We start from the raw sequence: 23,726 nt of genomic DNA, 5'->3' as shown, positions 1-23,726 counted from the left end.
AATTCAGAACTCAAAATAAGCAAACGTTTCCATATGGCCCACCACTGGGAACACAAAAGCAATCGGCGGTCATCCCGCAATTAATAGACCAGTGGCAGGGTTGACCTTGCGGGCACAATGCCATCGCTCTCGGCATGTCTTCGTCCTCCTGTTGAACATCAACATCGGAAGAATCATCTGAACGCGCCGCTACATTGTGAACCAGTGATTCCGAAGCGACCAAAATACCGGGTCCCTTCAAAGGTGACGCAATCATTTGCTCTCTAGGTGCTGCCATCTGATTTCCCGGCACGTGGGGCAATTGTTTCAGGTTGTTGACGCTATAGGAAATCACGCCGCCATCATTTTGCGTATCGATGAGCCACATTTTCTTGCCCAACTCGGTCGTCAAATTCAGGTCACGATAGTCATCAGTCAGGCCGTATTTTACCCTCAGCGCTGATATTTCGCCCGAAAAACCAATTGGGCCACCGATCTGGGTATAAGTTAGGATGTTGTTGCTTACGTTTAGGGTAATCCCTTCATCAAGACGGATCTCTCGTTTTCCGTCAGTTTCAAAACGATACGTCCGGATTGTCCCGTAGAAGTCCAGTGATCGTTGAACCGTGTACTCTCGGTGAACGGTCGAGTTCGGTTTGGAATATGAGAGCATGAGCCATGTCGTCCCCGGAAGTCCCTTTTCCCATTTTTTCCCTATCGTTCCGCAGGAGGCGTATTCTGAGCGCGTTCCATCCAGCACCGCTAGTCGCACCGTCGTCATATTATCCTGTGGGACTGATTTGATGAGAAATTGGTCATTCACGTCGAGGAAGGCGTATTCTTTTTGCTCGTCCAATGTCGAAAGGAACTCATTCTTCTGCCATTGGATGGGCTTGTCAGCAGTCGAGGAATTTAGGGAACTAGTCGTCTGCGCTACTGACGGGGTAGCCAAAGCCATCGATGTGGCTAAGGCAAAAGCGATGTGGATGAGCGACATAAACTTTACGCGAGCCATAGTATTCCTCCGTGTTGAGAGATTACAAACTCAAGCGAGACACTTAGAAATGGTATTTTGCGCGCAAAACGAATAAAATCACAGTTTTTGCAATTTGTGAATGCATATGTCCGGGGCCATTCACAGATCGGCTTTAAATACCTGAGTAAAAAGGGAAGTTTTTTGAATGGGCTTTTTTCGCGGCGTCCGTCAGACGTCGTTTGGATGAATCCCACACCGCATTGCTGGCGAGTGATCAAACAAAAGACAGGAAAGAACCTCTGCTATTCACCCACCAAAGATACCATCTTGAGCTGTTCTTATTCATAAATTTTGCTATCTATAGTTTTAATTCTATATGATAATATGCCGGTGCGAGGGGCCGTTAGGACCCTCTTCTTTTTATGGAGAGCTGCAATCATGAACGTATCAACCGCCCCACCCTCACCTCGACACCCGCCGTCACCCTGCCCTGCCCGGTCATCATCCTCGGCCGTGACGACAACCGCAGGCCCCACGCATAATTCTTTCCCCCCACCGATATCCACCTTAACCGAGCTTGGCGCATTACTGTTCAAGGCCCTCAGGCCCCGTCTACGACGCCATTTGCCCAACCGTCAGGTGGTGTTGCCGGAACAGGCCAGCAAGTGCCTGCAAACCGCAATGTGATGCTTCAAAACCCGCCACCGAAGTCAGCCGCAGCCACCACCGCCTCAACATCAGCGTGGACCTTTGGACAACGCGAGGAGGATTTGGGCGATACGTGTTTTGTGGAAGTGAAACACGGCGACGTAACGGTCGGCTTTAACCAGGTATCTGGGTGAGAACGAAAAAGTTACGCTCAACCTTTTCGGTAAAGAGGCGCTCAACATTCGGCTTGAAGGCGTAGTGGTTCTTAATCTCATCAGGGCCTGGAAAGGCAATGATGACCGCCGGATTGCCCTGCCCAAGGTCCCACCGGTAATGGATGTTTCCGTTGCTCAAGATGACGAAGCGGGCATTCTGAGAGCGGGCATACTTGCGCGCCTACTCCTTGCCTATACGAGGATCTTCATCTTGCGATTTCGCTTCCAAGACGATCAGCGGCTTGCCGTCGTTACCCAGCAACAAAAAATCGATGAATCCCTTCGCGCTTTTCTCAAAGTCCGCGCCGAGACTTTCGATGTGCTCAGGCTTCAGCATGACGTTCGGCTCAAGAACGACATTCGCGGGACCGCTCTTGTCATCGAAGAAGCGCCAGCCAGCGGCCTCCAGCAGCCGATTGATTTTGATCCTCGCCGTCGCCTCCTTGCGTAGTAGCAACGCCCATCCCCCGACAAAAATTCAGCCATCATTGCGCCTTCGGAATAAACCCCACAGTAAATCCGAACAATCGGCCAATCTTCCCTAGAGTTTCGAGCGTTGGGTTCGCCGTCCCGGCTTCGATCTCAGCAACTTGGCGCCTGGTGAGCGATAGCGTCTTGGCGAATTCGTCCTGCGTCAAACCAAGCCCTCTTCGGATTTCAACAACAGCCTCAGGTAACCTCAAGTCGCCAGTCCGAGCGCGTTCCGCCAGTGTTCGCCGGTTCGCAAGAATTTCCTCTTTCGTTGGCTTTCTCCATCGAGCCATTTAGCTGTCCTCCGGCATCACTGGCACGCCGCCAGAACGCTCTCGGCGATTTCAATGCAGCGGCCCATTGCACGCTCCAGAATTTCCGGAGACCCACCCATATCTTTCGCCATAGCCGGCGTTTGCCGGAGGTAACCGGCAAACACGGAAAGCTCAGCTGCGAGCGCATTCTGCTCATCAGGATCGTGGATCAGTTCAGCGCAAATGCGTTTCCAATCGGGAAGGTGATCGCGACCACCGTCCCTCATCATGGCCCAGCGGGTGGAACGAACGATCCCCTCTTTGGCGAGCCGCATTGGCGCGAAATCAAAGAGCGGAGACAGGCGGATCGTTCCGTCCTGGTGCTTACTCAGTGCAGAATTTCGGCCGTGATTATCGGGATTGCCGAGCGCCAAATTGGCGATGTCCCGCTTCAGGTATTCGACAATGTCCGCGAAGGGATTGGCAGAATATTGGCGCAAAACGTCGATGTAGGCCTCGTGCGAGCCGACATGACCGAAATCAGCAACCCCGATCGCGGATACCAGGCTTTCTTGGCCCAGCCTAACGGTTCCGCCACCTTCTTTTTTCTTCCGGTCAAACCGAGGAATGATCAGGACACTTTCGGCATAGGTCGAAGGTTCGTGCACATTCAGGCCGATCTCTTGAGCGATCCGCGAATAGAGGGCTTCGCCTTCGAGTATAAGGCGGTCCACAGGCTCGCTGCTGCGGACCAGCTTGACAATGACGTGGCGCACGGCCTCATCATCAGTCACGAAGCTGTCGGGATAATAGAGACCGTCATTCGCTTGGGTCATCGAGACCTTAGGCCATTCGCCTTGCAGGCCGCTTGAGCCAGAGGCGAGCATTCCGAAGCGATCGGCGACTTCCATGAAACGATCCGAGCGCTCAAGGATTTCCGCTTCTGTAACCCCTTGGCGCTCAACACCGCGCAGCCGTTCCGTCTCGGCCTCTGCAGCTTCTTTGATCCGGATATTGCCTATGCCGCCCGTCGCCGATCGCAGAAGCAGCGGGAGATCAGAAGCGCGCGAGCCTTCAGCAAGACTGAGGTGCTCGGCAAGCTTTCGCCTTGCATGCCCCTGGGGCATGAGATCCAAGAGGAAGGGCGGCCAGCTGCGGCTATATCGATTTTCGAGATCAACGGGATATCGGACAGATAACGCGCGATGGTCGCGAACCGTTTTTCCACCCGCGAACTCCGCAGATGCAACTGTGACGAAATAGTCGAGATCGTAATCGACGATGGACGCGCCCTGGTAGCCGGCCGCGTCGTCCTTAAGTTCTAGCGTCGCGGCGTGGTGCCACTGCCCATAAAAATGAGTTTGGAGCGTTAGGCGCATTAATTGACCCTTTCAATGGTTCAATTAATGCATATTTTCAATTTATTCAACCCATCAAAGTGGGTTGAATAACTGCCCTTGGAACTGCCAGCTACTGAAGCGGTCATTAAAACTCCTGATCCGGCTGACCATCTTCCGGCCACGCAACGCATTGCCGTAAGCGAACAGCATGAGGGACAAGCCCAGCACAGGTGTTAGCCATTCATTGGTTAAAGAGGATAACGCCGCGGGCGCGGCCTAGTACACGCCGGTGGCGCTCTGCTACGATGTTCTGGCTTGCCTGCATGCGGACAACCTGCTGCAGCACCTTCAACTGTTCCCGCATTACCTCAAACGCACGGCGCTGAGCAGGCGGCACGCGATTGATAACATCCAGCTCTCCACGCAGGATAGCATTGCGGCCGAAGCGCTCGTCGAGGGCGCGGCTGACGGTTGCAAACTCCTTACTAATGGCGGGATCGAGCGAGCCGGCAGCGACGTCGAGCCTGCCGTTCTTTTTCTTCATCGCCACTGAGAGTTCTCTCAGTGCATCTTCGGCGGACGGCGACAGTCCCGGGATGGCAATGCTCATGCGCTGGCGCTCCTCATTGATCGCCTCCCTCTCTGCATCAAATGCGGCCGTAAATGAGGTGGCCAATAACCGCACACGGCTTGCCGCCTCCGGGACGGCACGGAAAGCCTCCCGCCGCTCCAGGCCGACAGCGAGCAATTTGTCCATGATACGGCCGGAGCCTCGCAACGCGCCGTAGGCAGCGGGATCATTGCTGATGGCCGCAGCGATCCGCTCACCGGCAAAGCCCTTCAGGATCAGATCTTCAATCTTTCCGACAGCACCTGCCGGATCGCGCCAGATACGCGCTGCCGCGTTCGCAAGGGCGGCGCGATTCTGACTGTAGTGAGGAACAGCTCGCGCCCTCTCCCGCGCCTCGTGGTCGATCGGGGTTTCAAACTCCATTACAGCTGCAAGCATTGGCAACACCGGCACCGTCTCTTTCCCAGGCACGACGCTGGCGCCGGTAACGATCCTGGAGCGATCCTTCCTTTCGGCAAGATGCTGTTCTTCGGCAAAGCGGCGTATGGTGGTAAAAAGACGATTGAGCTTTTCGCGCCGGTCGAGGTCAAGGTCGTCCGGCATGCGCTCGATCATGTTGCGCTGGGCAACAGTGTCTGCCTTGTCGGTGAAGGCGGACCAGCCGAAGCGAGCGTTGAGAGCGTCGTTGACCCCCCCTCACCTCTTGAACAAAAAGGCGATCCTCCGCCGCGTAAGCGAAGGCCGTCTTGTAGGCATCCTTGCCACCGCGCTCGCGTACGGCTTCGATTTCGGCAAGGAGCGCCATAGCCTGTTTGGAAAGCGCCGGGATCGACAACGACATATGCGCGCGCCGTTGCTCCTCTCGCATGCCGAAGCGTTCGACTTGGCGGCGGAACTCTGTGGCATGGGCACGCGCCAGCGGTAGCAATTCGGACAAGGCCGACACCGCCGCATCGCGCTCGGAGCGGGCCGCGCGGCCATCGACAAGAAGATCCGATCCATGCAGACGGCCGAGGCGCTGCGGCGAGGCCTCAAGGTCGTCGGCAAGCTCGCGGGGCGCAATCCGCGCGTCGGAGGCAAGCGTGTTCAGTCTGGCAAGCGCGCCTTCGGGATCGCGATAGATCTTTTGCAAGGCTGGGCGAAGAATGGCGTCGCGTTCCTTCCAGTGATCCGAGCGAAGCTGCGCGCGGCGGGCATCCTCGCCGACACCACGGAAAAACAATGTTTTCGGCGGGATGAGATATTGTCGATCCGTCGGAATTTTTGCCGTCCGGGTTTCGGCTCGTTCCTCACTATAGGAAACACGCTTCTCGCTTTCGATCGCGAAGCCGAGCGCCACGCTCGCCCGCTCCCAAAGCTTCGCCACTTGCTCGCGCTTCTGCGCCAGCCACGCCAGCTGCCGCGCCGCTCCGTCCTCCATCCAGGCTGCGACCCCAGAGAGCGTATCGATACCGCGACGCTGGGCAAAATCGCGGGCGTGCGCCCGGTAGCCGGCCTCGCTCTCGAAATCGAGGGTCGTCGTCTTGGCGCCGGAGCGGCCAAGACGCTCCACCAGTTGCTTGAACAGTTCCGGCCGATGGCTCTCCTCCTCGAGGCGCTGCCGGCGAACCTCTGTCGTTTCAATCCGTTTGGCAGTCCAGACGTTTCGATGGACCGTCCGTTCCTCGAGCCTCTTCTTTCCCGTTTTTTCGTCGATGACGGGTACCATCACCGTCACCCGTTCGACACCGTCCTTGCGCAGCGTCACCGTGTCGCCTTCCGACACGCCGGCCTCCTCCAGGGCCTTCGGAAGGCTTACGCCCCAGAGCCGATGCACGCTTCCGTCGTCCGTTTTCACATCGGCGTAGGGGCTTTTATCGGCATCCTCGTCTTGCGGCCTGAACTTCGCATTGCCGGTTCCGACCAACTCGCCCGTGACGCCTGCGGCGTGATCAACCCGGGATATTTTGCCCCATCCCGGCTTCGGCTCAAAGTCCTCGCGAGCGGCATAAAGATCGGCCCGGTCGCGATGGCGTGTCATCGACACGTACGTCAGGTGCTGATCCATCAGCCCGGTTGCGAGCACGAATGTCCTGTCGACGGTCGCACCTTGGGACTTGTGAATGGTCGCAGCATAGCCGTGATCGACATTGCGATAGCTGTCTTCGCTGATGATGACATCCCGGCCATTATCGAGACGGACCGATAGTAGTGGGCCGCCGTGCGTGTCGCCGGTGGAGACGACCGTGCCGAGCATGCCGTTCTTGACATATTGAGGCCCAAGCCTTTGCGCGCGCGGCTCGAGGAACCGGGCGTTTTGGAGGAAGATGATCCGGTCGCCGACGGCGAACTCCCGCACGCCTCGCTCCGTGTAAAATTCACGAGAGACGGTCAGGGCGCCTTCATCTTTCATGACGATGCGTAGCGCTTCATTGAGCCGCCTCACGTCGTCATTGGTATGGGCGAGAACGAGCAGTTCGTCACCACGCAAGCGGGCCGGCTGTTCTTTATCGGCATGTTGCTGGATGAGGTCGCGGCGAGCGCGCGTCCAGTCTGCAACGATGCGCTCAACAGCTTCAGCCCGGCTCTCCGCCTCAACGATACGCCCCCGCTGCGCATAGGCATCCAGCCCCTCCTCGACCTTGCCGCGGGCGAAAAGACGGGAGGCCTCTCGCGCCCACTCTTCACGCTGGCGCCGCACACCGGCAAGTTCGGCAGAACCGATCCGTTCGGAAATCGCCCGAAAGGCTGCGCCGGCGTGGATCGGTTGAAGCTGCATTGCATCGCCGACCAGAACCACCTTGGCTCCGGCCTCCTCGGCGCGCTTGAGCACACGCGCCATCTGCTGCGACGAGACCATGCCAGCTTCATCGATGACAAAGATGTCCCGCCGGTCGAGGAGATCGCGTCCGTTCTCCCAGGCAAGTTCCCATGAGGCGAGCGTGCGCGATCTGATGCCGGAACTATCCTCAAGCCCTTCGGCCGCCTTGCCAGCAAGCGCCGCCCCGAAGACGCGGTAGTTGCCGCTCTCCCAGGCGATGCGCGCCGCGGCAAGCAGCGTCGATTTTCCCGCACCGGCATGCCCGACCACAGCGGCGATGCCAGTGTCGCCGACGACATGATGGACAGCCTCCACCTGTTCGCGATCAAGCGTGAACGGATTTTCCGGATTGCCGGTTTCTATGGTTCTGACAGCCGCCGCAATTTTCGCGTTGGCGACGCCGAAGCCCTTGCGCCGGGCCAGAACTTCCGCCGACTGCGCCATGTCGTATTCGGTGCGCAGGATATCGCGTGTGGTGAAGACCGCAGGTTCGGCCACCTTGCCGGTCTGCAGGTTCGCCTGTTGCGGCTTCAACAGTACGAGATCATTAGAGGCCATCAGCTTGGAGCGTATGTTGGCGAAATCAGCGGGATCGTCGACATAGCGGTGCAGTGCCTTGGCGATGTCCCGTTCATCGAAGGTGGAGCGCTCGTTGCCGAGTTGTTTCAGGAGTAGGTATGGATCGGCCAGCAGCCGGTCGGCCATCTCCTGCCGGCGCGCGAGATCGGCCGGCGCGAAATACATCGCGACACCCTTGCGGGCGAGCGCTGCCTTTTCCGGCCCGAGATGTTTCTGGGCAATCCCGTCGAGCCCCTGTTCGACATAGGAACGCCCGTCGAGGCGGATCTCATGGCCGGCAAGCGCCAGATGCCGATCGGCCGTATCCGCCCAGGCGATCTTCCAGCCCTTCATGGTTTCCTTGTCGCCGGCCCAGAGCCTGTAGACGATCTTGCCCTTCGGTCGGTCCGGGGTGACGACCCGCAACGGCTCGCCGTCGGTGCCAAGCACCGGCACTTTCTTCGGCCCGAAACCCTGTTCCGTCAGAGATCGAAGCGCGGTCATCAGGTGGATGTGTGGATTGCCTTGCCTGTCATGATAAACCCAGTCGGCGATCATGCCCTTGGACGTCAGGTTGTCCCGGACGAACTCGCGCACAAGGGCGATGTTCTCTGATCGCGTCAACTCTTCCGGAAGCGCGATGATCAACTCGCGGGCAAGCTGCGCGTCGGCACGAGTTTCGAATGCGTCCACAGCATTCCAAAGCGCCTCGCTGGCCGCAACGACGCTCTTCCCATCGATGGCCGCGCGCAGCCAGGCCGGTACCTGGTCCGGCAGCGCCAACTCCTCGTGTTTCAGTTCGGCGCCGCCGCCACGGTAACTGAAGGAGGTTCCGGCCTGTTCGTCCATCATCCGCGCCCGATGACGATAGGCGGCGGCCGAAACGATACTGCGTCCCGCTCCCCTGCTGATCACCTGCGCTCTGACGAACATGATCGCCACTAACGTCTCCACTCCTTCCAGGCACGTCGCGTCAGCGACGTATATTGCGCCCTCAAATCAATCGGCCTGACAAGACCGATGCTGCGTTTCCAGAAGACGGCCCTGTTGGGATTTCCATTATCGACGTTTGGGGGGGCTTGTGTACGGTAGCGTATTTGACTAACATTTTCTAGTCAGTTAAACGACGGGATAGAAATTTCCAAAGACGTTGAAAGGACTTGCCCATGGCCACCAAGCCTGCGCTCATGGATATTGATGCTCAAATCGAGAAGCTTCGCGAACGAAGAAAAACTTTAATAGTAAAATCAGCTGATCGTTTCGCGCGTGCCGCGACGAAGTCGGGATTGGCGGAGATGGAGATCGCTGACGAGGAGGTGGATCGCATCTTCGACGAGATCGCAGCGCGATTTCGCAACGGCGAGAAGAAGCAGGCCGCTGGCTCACCTGCTTCGCCGCGTGGACAGGCAAATGGAGCGACTGGTTCGGAAACGGAGGCTCCACATGACAGCTGACCGAAAGAAGGGAGCGAGAGAAAAGTTCTTGCTCGGCGACATTGTCGTTCGCGCGGGCCTGTCGAACGCCGATCGGGCTTTCCTGCTTGGCGGGCTTCTAGAAATGAAGCGGGTCGTGCAGGGGACACCTGAACATCGGCGTCTGTGCGATATCGGAGAGCTGGCCTTCAGAGATGCGGCATCCAACGGCGGGTTAGAACGCTTTTTGAAGGTGGCGGAATGAAGGGAAAGGCCAAACAGCATCCGAGCCTGTTGCTCATGATCATTCCCATCGCCGTCACCGGATTTTCCTTTTACGTCGCCCACTGGCGTTGGCCTGAATTGGCGACCGGCATCACAGGCAAGACGCAATACTGGTTCCTTCGGGCGTCACCGGTGCCCGTGCTTTTGTTCGGGCCGCTGGCTGGATTGCTGGCGGTCTGGGCGCTGCCCCTCCATCGGCGAAGACCCGTGGCGTTGGCAAGCTTTCTCTGCTTTCTCCTGATGGCCGGCTTTTACGGGTTGCGCGAGTTCGGGCGGCTTCAGCCGCTCGTAGAGAGCGGAATGCTGACCTGGGATCGGGCGCTCTCATTCGTCGACATGATTGCGGTCGTTGGCGCAGCGATGGGATTCATGGCGGCCGCGGTCGCGGCGCGCATCTCCAGCGTCGTGCCCGAACAGGTGACGCGCGCCAGGCGCGGAACATTCGGAGATGCAGACTGGCTGCCGATGTCGGCGGCGGCACGGCTGTTTCCCGATGATGGCGAAATCGTCATCGGCGAGCGCTACAGGGTCGACAAGGAACTCGTCCATGAGCTGCCGTTCGATCCGAACGATCCGGCCACCTGGGGACGTGGCGGCAAAGCCCCGCTGCTGACCTACGCCCAGGATTTCGATTCGACCCACATGCTTTTCTTCGCGGGCTCTGGTGGCTTCAAGACCACCAGCAACGTCGTGCCGACGGCGCTCAGATATACAGGCCCGCTAATTTGCCTGGATCCGTCCACCGAGGTGGCCCCGATGGTTGTTGACCACCGAAGAGATAAACTCGACCGAGAGGTCGTTGTGCTCGATCCGGCAAATCCGGTCATGGGATTTAACGTGCTCGACGGCATCGAGCACTCGCTAAAAAAGGAAGAGGACATTGTCGGCATCGCGCACATGTTGCTCTCGGAAAGCGTGCGCTTCGAGATCGTCGACTGGCTCTTACTTCCAATCGCAGGCGCACAATCTGCTGACCGGTCTTCTGTCGCATGTGATGCTGTCACCGGAATATGCAGGACGACGAAACCTGCGCAGCCTGCGCCAGATCGTCTCCGAGCCGGAAACCTCCGTGCTCGCCATGCTGCGCGACGTACAGGAACACTCCGCGTCCGCCTTCATCCGCGAAACGCTCGGCGTCTTTGTTAACATGACCGAGCAAACTTTCTCAGGCGTCTATTCGACGGCATCGAAGGATACGCAATGGCTGTCGCTCGATAATTACGCGGCACTGGTTTGCGGCAACACGTTCAAATCGAGCGAGATCGCTGGCGGAAAGAAAGACGTAATTCTCAACATTCCGGCGTCGATCCTGCGGTCCTATCCCGGTATCGGTCGGGTGATCATCGGCTCGCTGATCAACGCGATGATCGAAGCGGATGGTGCGTTCACGAGGCGAGCGTTGTTCATTTTGGACGAAGTCGATCTGCTTGGCTACATGCGCGTGCTTGAAGAGGCGCGCGATCGCGGTCGCAAGTATGGCGTCAGCATGATGCTGATGTACCAGTCCGTCGGGCAACTGGAACGGCACTTCGGAAAAGACGGTGCGGTGTCGTGGATCGACGGCTGCGCTTTCGCGAGCTACGCAGCAATCAAGGCACTGGATACCGCCCGCAACGTCTCAGCCCAATGTGGAGAAATGACTGTCGAAGTCAAAGGCAGTTCTCGCAATCTCGGCTGGGGTACGAAAAACAGCGCATCGCTCAAATCAGAAAACATCAATTTCCAGCGCCGGCCGCTCATTATGCCGCACGAAATCACCCAATCGATGCGCAAGGACGAGCAGATCATTATCGCCCAGGGCCATAGTCCGATCCGCTGCGGGCGGGCGATCTATTTCAGGCGGAAGGACATGGATATGCACGCCAGGCCCAACAGGTTTGCCAAGCTGGGACCTTGACGGCCCAGGCGTTTTCTTGCGGACCGTATTCGGCTTCTATTGGCCATTTCGTTGCCTTCATCAGCGCCAGTGCCGCGTCGATCGCGTTCTAGCGCTTCGATCAGGTCGTTGTGTCTCGTTGAAGGATGAGCATGGACACCGAAGAATTGACGATGTGCTAGCTCAACCCGTCCTAATTCTTCTCCAGTGTAGATGACAGATGCTCCTGTATCGTAGTCGTCGCGGCCGCCGCTTCCTCAAAGGGTGACATTTGATCCTCCTTTTTCGAAAACATGCGATGCCTGAACATGGACATACTGACGACCGGAAGCGGAGACAGCTCGCCATCTGATTTACCGGCTGTGCTCACCTCGACGATCGCGCCCGGGCGTATCGTTCAGACCGGGAAGCTTGATCCCGTGAGGATGATCGGACACTGCCGAAATCGCAACAGGCATCCATCACAGAAATGAATCGGAACCGACCTTTCGATTCATAAGTCTCGTTGGACCAGATCGCGAGCATCGCCGATCATGCGGGGATGGGAACACACCACTACCAGCTTTATTGCCAGAGGATCGACGCCAACAGGAACATGGCCCGATATTACGCGCTCGCGATCCGGCCAACCCTTTTTGGCGAAATAGCCGTCGTGCGAAGCTGGGGACGGATCGGCAAGGCTGGCGGGGAGATGACCGAGGTGTTCGGCAATGAGAATGATGCGATATCGCGCTTTCTCGAACTGGTACTGCAGAAGCGCAAAAGGGGCTATCAACCGGCAAGAAGCTGTGGAAACCCCTGCAGGAGCGCCAGTGTGAGGACAACGCCGCATGACAACGTAACGATCGCCTGAAAGGGTTTTCCCGTCTTTAACGAGGAAACCGTCATGACCACAACCAATGAAATCGCCGAAAAGATCGCATCCGAACAGAACCTGACCAAAGCCCAGGCGAAATCGATCGTCGAAACCGTCTTCGCGTCGATCACGACGGCAGCCACGTCCGGAGCGGAAACATCTATCCCGGGATTCGGCAAGTTCAAGATCAAGGATACCCCGGAGCGTGAGGCTCGCAATCCGGCAACCGGCGCCACCATCAAGGTTGCCGCTGCGAAGAAGCTTACGTTTCAGCCTGCCAAAGCACTGAAAGATGTGCTGAACAAGTGAGCCGCACCGCGGTAAGCGGGGTCATCAGGGGGAGCCGCCAAAGGCAGACGGCGCAGCATCATCGGCGCTGCTTGCCATCACGCTTAAGCTGATCTCGATCTCGATGGCAATCGGACGGTGGTGGCAGCATTGCGGGTGTATGCCACCCTCAGAAGGGCGGCACGGCGTCAACGGAACCGTCCTGCTCGGCCATGATAACGGCCAGTTCGGCCAGAGCCAGTTCCAGCTCCGCGGCAATCTGGCGACGCTCGTCTGGGTGGCAATGGTTCATCTCGGCGCGCAGTTCTTCGATATGTTGTTCCAGTAGCATCGTCATCTCCTTGACGTTTGAGAAAGATGACGCCGCGGGGCGTGAGGAAATGACGGGGTCAGGGATCGCGTCGGCGACCGCCAGAGGCGGCGAGTGGGGTGCCGGTTTTGTTGAAGCGCAGGGAACCGGAGCGGAAGCAAAATCGGGGGGCTACGCGAAGTCCTTGAGGCCGGCATTTGTTCGCGGCACGATTGGTCACTCTGAGCAGACCCCGCCTCTCCGTATCGCGACCAGAAGAAGAAGCGGGCTAGATGCCCGGTTCCTTCTTGGTTTGAACAAGGGAAAAGCCCCGCCGTTTCCGGCAGGGCTTCGTCTTTGATCAGGCGTCGCGCTTCGGGCGGTTCCAGACCAACGTATAGTCGCCTTCCCTCTCGGTCGGCCAAAGTGCCGCATTGATCGGGGCCGGGAAGCTCGGATCGTCGAGCTTGACCGAAATGTAGGGCTCTCCGTCGCCGGAAACCTGGCTCCAGGCGGCGCCGACTTCGGCCGCTCCGGACATGATCCGGAAGTCGGGAGCGTCGCGGGATGTGCGTTCGATCGGGTTCAGGCGGGCCTTCATGGAGACCGTCAGAGTGCGTACGTGGCCGAGGATGGTGTTGCCGTTGGTGGTGAATTCGCCGATGATTGCCATTGTCGTGATCCTTTCGGTTTGATCGGGCCGCGACCATCGCGTCCTCGATGACTGTCGATTTGATCGGGGACGATCGGACCGCATCCTTAAGGGACCGGAATGCAATGGAGGGCGGCGGGAGACGGCTTTCTTGGACCGCGAGGAATGCGAACGCAGGTCGCAGGGGGAAGAAAGGGGGCGATGCCGTTGCGGGAGAACGATCGAGGCGCAGCCGCTCTTCGATCAGACATGTCAAATCGAGGCCGCGTTGGCCGCGCCCACTTCCTATGCCCGAATGGATGGCAGCAATGGCCACATCGATCGTTTGGGCATTGCCGGGCCAATGCGACAAGTCCGGTGAGCGTCGCCGAACTTTCCTTCTCGATGGCGGCTCCGGTTTTTCAATCGGGCACATGTCGCCCATGCTTGCTCGTATCCGCAAACATGACCTGTTGCTGATGCGCAACGCATGAGGGCCAGTCGCAGCAAAACTGGCTCGCGCCCGCACGGAACAAGATCGCCTTCGCTTTCCTCCCGAACGGTCAATCCGCGCTGCCCGGATTCAGATTTTGGGAGCAGTACCAAAGGACGCTCCAAAAAGAGAGGGGCGCTATTACACTGCCTCCCTCGTCGCGCAGGCATCCGCCCTTGGCTGAAGACCGTGGAGATAATTGACCGCCCGCTGCGCATGCGCGGCCGCCTGGAAAATTGCCCGTTTGTCGTTGGCCAGCACCGAGAGCCATGACTGCAGATAGGACGCGTGATCCGGCCGCGGCTCAAGTTCCGGCGCGATACCGAGGTCAGCGCAGAGGAAGCAACTGCCAAGTTCGGCAATGAGTTCTTCCCGCGCTCGCTCCGTCCGGTCCTTGGCATAGCGCGACAGGTCGCGTCCCACGCGATGTTCCGCCGCCGTCCAGTGGGTCGCCTCATGGCTGAGGACTGCCGCATACCCGGCGGCATCGCGGAAGGCTTCGAACGGTGGCATCTGGATATAGTCCATGGCCGGAGAATAGTATGCCTGGTTGCCGCCGTGCCGAATGACTGCGCCGGTATTGCGGAAGAACTCGTCGGCGTGACCGATGCGCTCGATCGGGCTCAGGAGCGGTTCGGGTACGCCATGATAGTGGTCAGGCAGGCCGTCGATCTGCGCCACGTTGAACACCGTGTACGATTTAAGGAACGGAATATCGCGCTCCACCTCGCCGCCATTGCTGTCGGTCTCCGACTTGGTGAAGCGGCTTGCATAGATGACCGTCGTTCCGGTCTCGCCCTTGCGAACAGCTCCATCCAGCTGCAAGGCCTGTTTGAACGTCATCCATGTCGGCGAGACATAGCCCCTCGCTGTGCTCTCCGACCACAACAGCAGCACGTTGAGACCGCTATAGGCTTCGCCGTTGTGGCGCAGCGGCCGGGTGATCCGTCCGGTCGTGTTTGCGGCCGACCAGGGCTTCATCCACGGACGGACGCCTTTTTCCAGATCCGCAACGATCCTGTCGGTGATCCGCGCATAGAGATCGGCGCGCTCGCCCTGCCCTTTTCTTTTCATATCCTTGAACCTCCGTTTTCGGAGGTCGCGACCATCGCGACCCCGTCACGTCGGTCAAAAGCCGGGGAGATCAGGGATGAGCGCACGCGGAACGCGCCGTAACAACGTGAAGGAGGGCGAAGCCCTTGCGCGAGACCCTCGGCCCGGCAGACCGAAGGCGGGACGGGGTCGCAATGGACAGATTCCCGATCTTCATCCGCAGCCAATGCGAGGGCTTCGCCAGCAGGACCACTTTCTGCCGCACGGTAGCCGATGGAATCTTAGCAACGGCGCGGTTGAGGTTGGGACCTTCTGTCGACGCATTGAAGTCGCGTCCCGTCGTTGATCCGAAGCGGTGGCCGGCACAGGCCCTCGTGACTTCGAGCTGACGAGAACAGGACACCTTCGTCGACGTGAACAAAGGCGGGGCCGGAGCCCCGCCGTGATGGATGTTATTCGAAGGCTGACAGCTGGACTGCTGCCGCCTTGCGGTCTAGCGTCTGGCCGGGATTTTCGACCGGCCGGTCGAAGGGTTTCCATGTTTCGCCCACCACCTGCTCGTAGGCTGCGACAGCGCCGACGGCCGCCATTCTGAGCGCATGTGCCTGGATGCCCATGTCGGCTGCGAATTCGCGCTTGCGCTGGGCGGCGCTCTCATAGCCGACCGGACCGTGGAGATCCTCGTCGCGGGCATCCGCAGCGCTCTTGGCGGTGGCGTTCCGCGCCTCGGTGACGGCGCGGGAGTAGAACTGGCCGGCGCCATGGGCCGATCCGACATAGGCCCCGACGATGCGCTGCAGATGGATCTGCATCGCCCGGTCGCCAAGGCCATCGGAAAGTGCGGTGGCGGTTTCGACGATCAGGCGCTCGTGCATGCCACGGATGCCATCGCTGTCGACAATGGCGATCCCGAAGCTTTCGGCGATCCGAAGCGCCTGCGTTTCATCGGGGCATGAAAGGCGGACCATTTCGAGGGTGGCGCCTCTGCGCAGCGGCACGACGCGGGCGGATTGGCGGATTGATTGACGGGATTGGGTTGCTGACTTTGCCATGGTGGTCTCCTTTGCTTCGCCGAAGTGTCGGCCCCCTGGCCGTTCTGTCCTTCGGTGCGGTCGAAAGGAACAGGCGCAATCCGGGCGGATCAGGGCCCGGGCAGGCCAGATCGAGCGAAGCAGGCAGGCGGTCAAGCAGGGGTGACAAGCCCTTGCGAAGCCCGCGTGCCTGCTTTGTCGAGAGCGGCATGATCGGCCGCCCCGCGGCGCGACAGCGGCCTTGAACCGAACGGGCGCCGGTTCAGACGCCACAAAACCGAAGGACGGAACGGCCAGAGGCAAACCTCGGATGCCGAAGCTGAGAGGAAACCACGCTAGACCTGCGCCAGGCCGCGCCGATCCAACGTCCAAGCCGCAGCTTGCCCAGTCATCACAACCGCCGACGTCACTATCGGCTCGTGGTCCCGTTTGGCCTGAGCCACCCGGCAGATGTGCACGGGCACGCAATGATGCGATTGCATCCTCCTGTCGCGCGAGCGTTCACGAAAGTCCATCGACGGAGGAATTATGCCGCATAACCGAGACAATCGTCCGCAGTGCGCGACCAAATATGTTCCAGCTTCTCGTCGTGCGTCATCACAAGGGAGGGCCTGGATTCGCGTTCGATGACAGCGCTTTGCATGCGTTCGGGCGAGCTCTTGTCGGCCAGGTCGCAATAACCGCGGAAGTGCCAGAGGCACCCGTCGACCGGCAGAGAGAAGAGGATGCTGGTGACCAAACCGTTCGGGAATTCGCGCATGGCGAATATCCCGGCCTTGATCGAGAGCGGCGGCAGTATCTCAAACGTGTAGTCGCGGGATGCGTCGGCGATCTCGAACCATTCGCCGCTGTAGAGCGCGCTGTCGTCCCACTCCCATACATGCTCAGCCTCGTTCGGTAATGATCGCGCTGATGTGGCACCCATGGCTGCACGCCAACTCTACTGTTTTCCAAAAAAATGCTGCGGGGGCCCTCGAGGGACGCCAAGCGGCGCGGCTCCCGGGATAGCGAAAAATCACTGAAAATTCCTGCTCTTCACCTTCAGCGTATCGATATGAAGATCAGGCGTGAACATATCCCGCGGGACGACCGGCCTCGGCCGATCGCGAGAGTCCGGCCCACCGCCCCCATGGGCAAACTCATCGCCTCGCCCCGTTGGCAGCCTGAATTCGACATCCCGATCGGCCAGGCCAACGAGATCGCCTGACAGATCGAATAGTTGCTGCGCGACGAGGTGCACGACCTCCCCTTCCCGCTGAATCCGCCCATTGATTGCCATCATCGAGGATCCGAACACCACGCTCCTGCGCTTCTCGAACAGTGACGGCCAGACGACGATGTTGGCAGGGCCTGTTTCGTCCTCGATGGTGATGAACATGACACCCTTGGCCGACCCGGGCTTCTGGCGCACCAACACCAGACCTGCAGTATAAACCCATCGCCCATCCCGAGCATTCATCGCCTCCGCACAAGGGATGATGTTGCGTGCCGACAGGTCCCTGCGCAGGAACGCAACCGGATGCTGCCGTAGCGTCAAGCCCGTATGGCTGTAATCTTCGATGACGTTGTGCCCGTCCGTCATCTGCCGAAGGGCGACCTCCGGCTCCTGCTGCTCAGCAATTGCCGCCATCTCGCGCTCAGTCGCGGCGGCAAACAACGGCAATGGCTCATCACGCAGCGCCTTGATGGCCCAGAGCGCGTCGCGCCTCTCGAGTTCGAGCGATGGCAGAAAGGCATCGGCCTCTGCCAGCTGGACAAGGGCCTCCGTCGGCACGCTGGACCGGCGCCACATGTCATCGACGGATAAGAAAGGACTATTCATGCGTGCCGTCACGATCCGCGCTGCGTCAGCGACAGCCAGTCCCTTTACCTGCCGAAACCCAAGCCGGACAGCATGCCGATCAAGGCTGCCGATCTTTTCCAGAGTGCAGTCCCAGCGCGACCGGTTGACGCACACGGGTCGCACCTCGACGCCATGCTTGATCGCATCACCAACGATCTGGGCGGGCGCATAAAAACCCATCGGCTGACTGTTGAGAAGGGCGGCACAAAAGACATCCGGATAATGGCATTTGATGTAGTTCGATGCATAGGCGATCAGCGCAAAAGATGCCGCGTGACTTTCCGGAAAACCGTAGCTGCCGAAACCTTCGAGCTGGGAAAAGGTCTTTTCGGCGAACTCCGCCGAATAACCGTTCTTGACCATGCCGGAGACGAGTTTTTCCTTGAAGCGGGAGACCCCGCCGGTGAACTTGAAGGTGGCCATCGACTTGCGCAGCTGGTCGGCCTCGCCACCGGTAAAACCGGCGCAGACCATGGCGACGCGCATGGCGCTCTCCTGAAACAGCGGCACGCCCAGCGTCTTGCCGAGCACGGCCTCAAGCTCGGGTGTGGGATATTCGACCGGCTCCTTGCCTTCGCGGCGGCGAAGATAGGGGTGCACCATGTCGCCCTGGATAGGACCGGGCCGGACGATCGCCACCTGCACGACGAGATCGTAGAAGGTGCGGGGTTTCAGGCGCGGCAGCATCGCCATCTGGGCGCGGCTTTCGATCTGGAAGGTCCCGAGCGTATCGGCTTTTCGGATCATTGCGTAGGTGGCTGCGTCTTCCTGCTGGATCGTAGACAGATCGAGATCCTCGCCCTTATCCTCACGGATGAGATGAAACGCCTTTGCCATGCAGGTGAGCATGCCGAGTGCGAGCACATCCACCTTCATGAACTTCAGCGCCTCGACATCGTCCTTGTCCCACTCGATGATCTGGCGGTCCTTCATCGTTGCCGGCTCGATCGGCACGAGATCGTCCAGCCGGTCATGGGTGAGGACAAATCCTCCTGGATGCTGGCCAAGGTGGCGTGGCGCACCCATCAGCTGCTGCGCCAGTTTCAGGGTGAGCGCTAAGCGCCGGTCGTCGGGGTTGAGATTGAGCTCGCGGATGTTTCGGTCGGGCACTTCCTCCGACCAGGACCACATGCCTGATGACAGCGCCTTGATCACGTCTTCCGGCAGGCCGAGCGCCTTGCCGACATCGCGGATCGCTCCCTTGGCACGATACCGCGTAACGGTGGCGCAGAGGGCTGCCTTGTCATGTCGGTAGGTCTTGTAGATCCATTGGATGACCTCCTCGCGCCGTTCATGCTCGAAGTCGACATCGATATCCGGCGGTTCGTCGCGCTCCTGGCTGACGAAACGCTCGAACAGGAGGTCGTTGGTCGAGGGATCGATAGAGGTAATGCCAAGAATATAGCAGACGGCGCTGTTGGCCGCCGATCCCCTGCCCTGACAGAGAATGCCCTGGCTTCTGGCGAAGCGCACGATCGAAAACACGGTGAGGAAATACGGCGCGTATTTCATGGTGCGGATGAGATCGAGCTCGTGCCGAACGGTCTTTAAAACATCCGGTGGCAGGCCTTCCGGATAACGGTCAGGCGCGCATTCCCAGACATAATGCTCCAGCGATCCCTGAGCATCCTTGCCCGGCACAATGGCTTCCTCCGGGTACTGGTAGGTCAGTTCCTCAAGCGAGAACTTGCAACGACGCACGATCTCCATGCTTCGTGCCAGGGCCTCCGGATAGCGCGGAAATAGGCGAGCCATTTCTTCCGGAGGCTTCAGATATCGGTCGGCATGACGCTCGCGCTCGAAGCCGACATCGTCGATCGTTGTGTTATGCCTGATGCAGGTGACGATGTCCTGCAACTGCCGCCGACCCGGCTCATGAAACAGCACGTCATTGGTGACAACGGTTTTGACCCTGAACCGTGCCGCCATGTTGGAAATCTCATGGAGCCGCATCTGGTCGTTGGGTCGCCGGCGCAGGCACAGCGATACATAGGCTCGATCACCAAAAACGTGCGCCAACTTGCGAAGCTGCGCGGCGCATGTGGTGTCCGGCAGATCCGGCACCAGAATGCCGATCATGCCTTCCGAGTAAGCCATGACATCGTCCCAGTGCAAAATGCAGTTGTTCTTGCCGCCGCGCGACTTGCCAAGCGTGATGAGCCGGGTCAGCCGCGAATATGCCGGACGATCCATCGGATAGACCAGCAACGACATACCGTCGGCGAGGTCGAGGCGACAGCCAACGACGAGGCGGAGACCCGTCGCGCGGGATGCTTCAAGGGCGCGGACGATGCCTGCGAGCGAATTACGATCGACGACGCCGATCGCACTGATCCCAAGGAGTTTTGCAGTATCAAACAACTCCTGCGCCGACGAGGCACCACGCAGAAACGAAAAATGTGTCGTGACCTGGAGCTCGGCATAGCTCATGCGAATATCCCGTGGCAGAACCAGCGGTGTGACCCGGTTTCCGGATCAATACCGTCGCCGGAGCGGAACACCCACAAGCGCTCGCCTGCTTCGTCCTCGATGACAAAGTAGTCGCGCACGGCGTCCATTTCGGCATCTCGCTGCCACCATTCCCCGAAAATGCGTTCCGGGCCGTCGGCACGTTTGACCTTGCGGCGTTTGCCACGCCAGACGATGGAGACTGGGGGCCGGTCCGGCATCAGCGCGATCGCCTCGATCAACTCAGGTCTCGGCAAGAGACGAACGGGGCGGCGCCAATGGCTGACCCAGGCAACGGCGATCGGTTCGGCGACGGGGCTGATGCGCTGGACAGAGCGTTCCGGCACATCGGAGGCGACCGGTGCGACGCGATAGACCCTCTGCCCCCGGTTTCCATAGAGGTCGATCAGCGGCGTGACATCAGTGACCTCATCCTCGACCAGAGCAGAGGCTTTCTGAGCCTCCTCGAGAGGCTCGGCTATCACGGCGAGCAGGATCAGCTTTTCGATTCCGAAGCCCGGCTCGATCTTTTCCGTCCGGTCCCGAAACAGTTTTGTCAGCCAGGCGACATCGCGGGCGGGCCTGGCGGTTCCGGCGCGGATGGCCTGTCTCGTGCCATCGACCTTCTCGACGATCAGGTCGGCACGGCGAACGCCAAGCCCGCGCTGCTGGAGTTCGTCAACGAGTTGGACGACTAGACGGCCAACATATTTATTGATTGTTTCCGCAGCCCCGATCGGTTCGGCGAAGGCCTTGGAGACTTCAACCAGCTCTGCCGTCCGGATGGGCTCGATCGGCTCGGCGACACGACAGAGCATCTGGTCGAGACGGCGACCGACCTCCGGACCGAAGCGCAATGTCAGCGGGGCCCGCGGGGTGTTGGCAAGCTCGCCGATTGTCTGGAAACCGAGAATGCGCAGATCAGAGACGATCTTTGACGGCAGGCGCAGAAGCGAAATCGGCAGTTTTTCGACGGCACGGGCCGTCTCGCCCGGAGGAACGACAATCGTTTCGCGATTGATTGCGCGGGCGCAAGCATGGGCAGCACCCCAGCTGTCGGCAACCGCCACGCGCGCCGTCAGTTTTCGGGCAAGAAACTGGTTGGCGATCTTCGTCACCATCGGCAGTTCACCACCCTGCAGATGATCGGCGCCTTCCGTATCCATGACGATACCATCAATCCCGTCGACGGCGACGATCGGCGAATAGATCGTCAGCGCCCAGAGCGTGATGCGCTCCAGCGCGGCTTGATCGGCTTGCAGATCTGCGTCAACCAGCATCAGGCCGCGAAACAGCGACTGCGCCTTTGCCGCCGCCATGCCGGCATGCACGCCCGCCTTTCTGGCAGCCGGATCGGCAGCAGACACCCATCGCTTCGAACCGCTTCTCGCGATCACGGCGATTGGCTGTTCAGGCGGAATAGACGGATCGGCCCGACGAATGCGATCCGTCGGCAGATCCGGAAGATAGATCGAGACGACCCTTGTCATCGCACGCCCTCACGAGAAACTCAGCACACTCACCCGCTTTCACGCGCATCAATTCCAGAAACCATTGAGGTCTGCCCACCCCGGGTACCGGCAACTCCTCTGACGGCATCACGCTGACACGCCACCGCGTGGTCGAGGCCGTCGGCTGCCCAAAGTCATTGGCCTCCGTCTGTCGCCGCCATCGGCGAACGCCAAGCGCCATGGTCCCGGTTCGCTCGGCTGCAAGCTGCAGGCGGCGGGAACTGACCATAGGCAGGCGAACAAGTTCACCGACGACGGCACCAAGTCCGCCAAAGGAAAGGCCCTCCTCCATATTGGCCAGCACATCCTCTTCCTTGTCGGATTCAACAAAGATGACGCGGTCGGGATGCAGACCCACATGGGCAAGAGCTGGAAAAAAAGATCCGGCCGCGTCAGACACCAGATGACGGGGCCTTTTGTTCTTGCGGCAATGCCGGCAACACAAAGGGCGGCCGCTGCACCATCGACAGTACCGGAGCCACCGCCTGCAAACTCGTGCAGCGCGCCATAGGCGAGGCCCCCGCCAGGCAAGGCCGCATCGATCTCGGAAACGCCAAAAGAAAGTGTTCCGGCCCGCTTCGCGGATACCCCTTCCATCGACGCGATGCGGTCTCGCAAGTCGCAAATCACCCTCTGGCGGGCAGCAGTCATCGTTCACGGCTCCCTTCAAGGTCGTGTTCAAAGGATCGACATTATGTCGTACGGGCTATATGTTCATTGTTTGTTCTCGTAATGCAAAAGAGTCAAGCACCACATGGTTGAGGAATATTATCCCAGTATTAGCAAAGTCGAAGATTCGAAAAGGATTCAAGGAGGTAAGGGGAAACAGAAATTTTTGCAGCCCTTGCGTCCGTCGGGTTCAAAACGGTGGATAGCGGGGATAGATGAACGGCGTCACAATCTTCTTAAGGTTTTCGTGCTGAACTCGTTTGCATGACGAAGCCACCGAGATCAAAGCCGCTCCTTCGTGATACCGAAGCTCCGCTACGGTCAAAGCCGCGTCGGAAACGCAATCCCGCACAGCCACAGCTGCTGTTTGATCCGATGCCCGATCGCGTCGAGCCGGCGCTAGCCCAACTGAAGGCGCACCCTCCACAAGGCGACCAATGGAGCTGGGAGCTGAAATGGGATGGCTATCGCCTGGCTATCCACATCGAGCCGACAGGGGTCCGCATCCTCACGCGTGGTGGCCATGACTGGACGCACCGGTTTCCGGCGATCGAGCAGGCTGCCCGGGCGCTTGGCCCGGCAACGATGATCATCGATGGCGAGGCGGTTGTGCTTGACGATGAAGGGCGGCCGGATTTCGGGCTGCTGCAGAAATCGTTGGGTGCGTCTGGAAAGACGGCTGGCAACCGAGCTTCGGACGCCATCCTCTACGCGTTCGATCTTATTTATCTCGACGGCCATGACCTGCGCAACGCGGAGTACCGTTCGCGCCGGCATCTTCTCGAGGATACGCTGAAGGGGCACGACGGCGCGATCCGCCTTTCGGAAACCATTGACGCCAATCCCGCGATCCTGCTGGAACACGTTGGCAGCCTTGGTCTCGAGGGCATTGTCGGCAAGCAATTGGATCAACCCTATCGCTCCGGCCGGACCGGCGGCTGGGTCAAGATCAAGTGCGTTAAGAGCGAAGCCTTTATGGTTGTTGGCTACGAGCCATCGACGGCATCTCCCGACGGCTTCGGCTCTTTGGTGCTTGCTGCCTATCGCGGTGACGAGCTCGTTCATGTCGGGAACGTCGGGACGGGCTTCAGGCAAGCCGAGATGAACAGGCTGCGCAAGATGATCGACAGGCTGCGCTGGAATCGGAAACAGCCGCCTGTTCCCTATGCCGAAAAGGCAGACATCGTTTGGGTCGAGCCGACTTTGATTGCCGAGATCGAGTTTCGGGC

17 protein-coding genes and 3 pseudogenes are annotated in these 23,726 nt (G+C 59.5%); 7 read left to right on the top strand and 13 right to left on the bottom strand.

Annotated features, from left to right (window positions below; translation table 11 throughout):
* Positions 1-10: 10 nt before the first annotated feature.
* The 5 genes and pseudogenes from RBH71_RS00100 to traA all read right to left on the bottom strand — a co-directional run bounded on the left by RBH71_RS00100 (position 11) and on the right by traA (position 8,754).
* Positions 11-994, bottom strand: coding sequence for a hypothetical protein (locus RBH71_RS00100; RefSeq protein ID WP_323686939.1), 984 nt, complete (start codon positions 992-994; stop codon positions 11-13).
* A 1,005-nt stretch (positions 995-1,999) separates the two neighbouring features.
* A complete protein-coding gene (locus RBH71_RS00095) occupies positions 2,000-2,275 on the bottom strand; it encodes a hypothetical protein (RefSeq protein WP_323686938.1) in 276 nt (91 codons plus the stop codon).
* A 28-nt stretch (positions 2,276-2,303) separates the two neighbouring features.
* Complete coding sequence (locus RBH71_RS00090; protein WP_112155431.1) at positions 2,304-2,582, bottom strand: helix-turn-helix transcriptional regulator; 279 nt, start codon at positions 2,580-2,582, stop codon at positions 2,304-2,306.
* Positions 2,583-2,599: 17 nt separating this feature from the next.
* The gene (locus tag RBH71_RS00085) at positions 2,600-3,922 is read right to left on the bottom strand and encodes a type II toxin-antitoxin system HipA family toxin (protein WP_113556308.1); all 1,323 of its coding nucleotides are present in this window, start codon (positions 3,920-3,922) and stop codon (positions 2,600-2,602) included.
* 202 nt (positions 3,923-4,124) lie between these two features.
* Positions 4,125-8,754, bottom strand: a pseudogene (gene traA, locus RBH71_RS00080) (Ti-type conjugative transfer relaxase TraA).
* A 224-nt stretch (positions 8,755-8,978) separates the two neighbouring features.
* Here traA and RBH71_RS00075 point away from each other — a divergent pair.
* The 5 genes and pseudogenes from RBH71_RS00075 (at position 8,979) to RBH71_RS00055 (ending at position 12,550) form a co-directional block, all read left to right on the top strand.
* Complete coding sequence (locus tag RBH71_RS00075) at positions 8,979-9,266, top strand: TraC family protein (RefSeq protein ID WP_065687562.1); 288 nt, start codon at positions 8,979-8,981, stop codon at positions 9,264-9,266.
* Complete coding sequence (locus RBH71_RS00070) at positions 9,256-9,489, top strand: conjugal transfer protein TraD (protein ID WP_003517392.1); 234 nt, start codon at positions 9,256-9,258, stop codon at positions 9,487-9,489. The genes RBH71_RS00075 and RBH71_RS00070 overlap by 11 nt, the downstream gene beginning before the upstream one ends.
* Positions 9,486-11,406 (top strand): annotated as a pseudogene (gene traG, locus RBH71_RS00065) (Ti-type conjugative transfer system protein TraG). Before RBH71_RS00070 ends, traG begins: the two are co-directional and overlap by 4 nt.
* A gap of 520 nt (positions 11,407-11,926) precedes the next feature.
* Positions 11,927-12,238 carry a WGR domain-containing protein gene (locus RBH71_RS00060; RefSeq protein WP_113556353.1) on the top strand — a complete coding sequence of 104 codons (312 nt, stop codon included), beginning with the start codon at positions 11,927-11,929 and terminating at the stop codon, positions 12,236-12,238.
* Positions 12,239-12,271: 33 nt separating this feature from the next.
* Positions 12,272-12,550 (top strand): HU family DNA-binding protein, encoded by a 279-nt coding sequence (locus tag RBH71_RS00055; RefSeq protein WP_003517400.1) that lies wholly within the window; start codon positions 12,272-12,274, stop codon positions 12,548-12,550.
* Between the two features lie 148 nt (positions 12,551-12,698).
* Here RBH71_RS00055 and RBH71_RS00050 read toward each other — a convergent pair whose 3' ends face one another.
* Both RBH71_RS00050 and RBH71_RS00045 read right to left on the bottom strand, forming a co-directional pair.
* The gene (locus RBH71_RS00050; RefSeq protein ID WP_019565695.1) at positions 12,699-12,860 is read right to left on the bottom strand and encodes a hypothetical protein; all 162 of its coding nucleotides are present in this window, start codon (positions 12,858-12,860) and stop codon (positions 12,699-12,701) included.
* A 319-nt stretch (positions 12,861-13,179) separates the two neighbouring features.
* Positions 13,180-13,491 (bottom strand): DUF736 domain-containing protein, encoded by a 312-nt coding sequence (locus RBH71_RS00045; protein ID WP_003517402.1) that lies wholly within the window; start codon positions 13,489-13,491, stop codon positions 13,180-13,182.
* A 287-nt stretch (positions 13,492-13,778) separates the two neighbouring features.
* On the opposite strand from RBH71_RS00045, the gene RBH71_RS00040 reads away from it, so the two are divergent.
* Entirely contained in the window at positions 13,779-13,943 is a 165-nt protein-coding gene (locus RBH71_RS00040) for a hypothetical protein (protein WP_162763668.1), read from the top strand.
* 140 nt (positions 13,944-14,083) lie between these two features.
* Here the strand turns inward: RBH71_RS00040 and RBH71_RS00035 are convergent, their stop codons facing one another.
* The 6 genes and pseudogenes from RBH71_RS00035 to RBH71_RS00010 form a co-directional block, all read right to left on the bottom strand.
* Positions 14,084-15,016 carry an ArdC family protein gene (locus RBH71_RS00035; protein ID WP_111800579.1) on the bottom strand — a complete coding sequence of 311 codons (933 nt, stop codon included), beginning with the start codon at positions 15,014-15,016 and terminating at the stop codon, positions 14,084-14,086.
* Between the two features lie 431 nt (positions 15,017-15,447).
* On the bottom strand, positions 15,448-16,047 hold the full coding sequence (locus RBH71_RS00030) for a hypothetical protein (protein WP_035200993.1): 600 nt from the start codon (positions 16,045-16,047) through the stop codon (positions 15,448-15,450).
* Between the two features lie 505 nt (positions 16,048-16,552).
* Positions 16,553-16,951: a DUF1419 domain-containing protein gene (locus tag RBH71_RS00025; protein ID WP_035200994.1), complete on the bottom strand. Its 399-nt coding sequence runs from the start codon at positions 16,949-16,951 to the stop codon at positions 16,553-16,555.
* A 90-nt stretch (positions 16,952-17,041) separates the two neighbouring features.
* A complete protein-coding gene (locus tag RBH71_RS00020) occupies positions 17,042-20,299 on the bottom strand; it encodes an error-prone DNA polymerase (protein ID WP_323686937.1) in 3,258 nt (1,085 codons plus the stop codon).
* Complete coding sequence (locus tag RBH71_RS00015) at positions 20,296-21,807, bottom strand: DNA polymerase Y family protein (RefSeq protein ID WP_323686936.1); 1,512 nt, start codon at positions 21,805-21,807, stop codon at positions 20,296-20,298. Before RBH71_RS00015 ends, RBH71_RS00020 begins: the two co-directional genes overlap by 4 nt.
* Positions 21,728-22,479 (bottom strand): annotated as a pseudogene (locus RBH71_RS00010) (ImuA family protein). The gene RBH71_RS00015 and the pseudogene RBH71_RS00010 overlap by 80 nt, the downstream one beginning before the upstream one ends.
* Positions 22,480-22,761: 282 nt before the next feature.
* Between RBH71_RS00010 and ligD the strand changes: the two are divergent.
* On the top strand, positions 22,762-23,726 hold a 965-nt coding region (ligD, locus tag RBH71_RS00005), incomplete at its 3' end, for a non-homologous end-joining DNA ligase (RefSeq protein WP_323686935.1).

This window comes from Rhizobium sp. AN68 (assembly GCF_030758035.1).
GTDB lineage: Bacteria > Pseudomonadota > Alphaproteobacteria > Rhizobiales > Rhizobiaceae > Agrobacterium > Agrobacterium tumefaciens.
The sequence above is the reverse complement of the archived record's forward strand: the minus strand, read 5'-3'. Positions and strand labels throughout refer to the sequence as shown.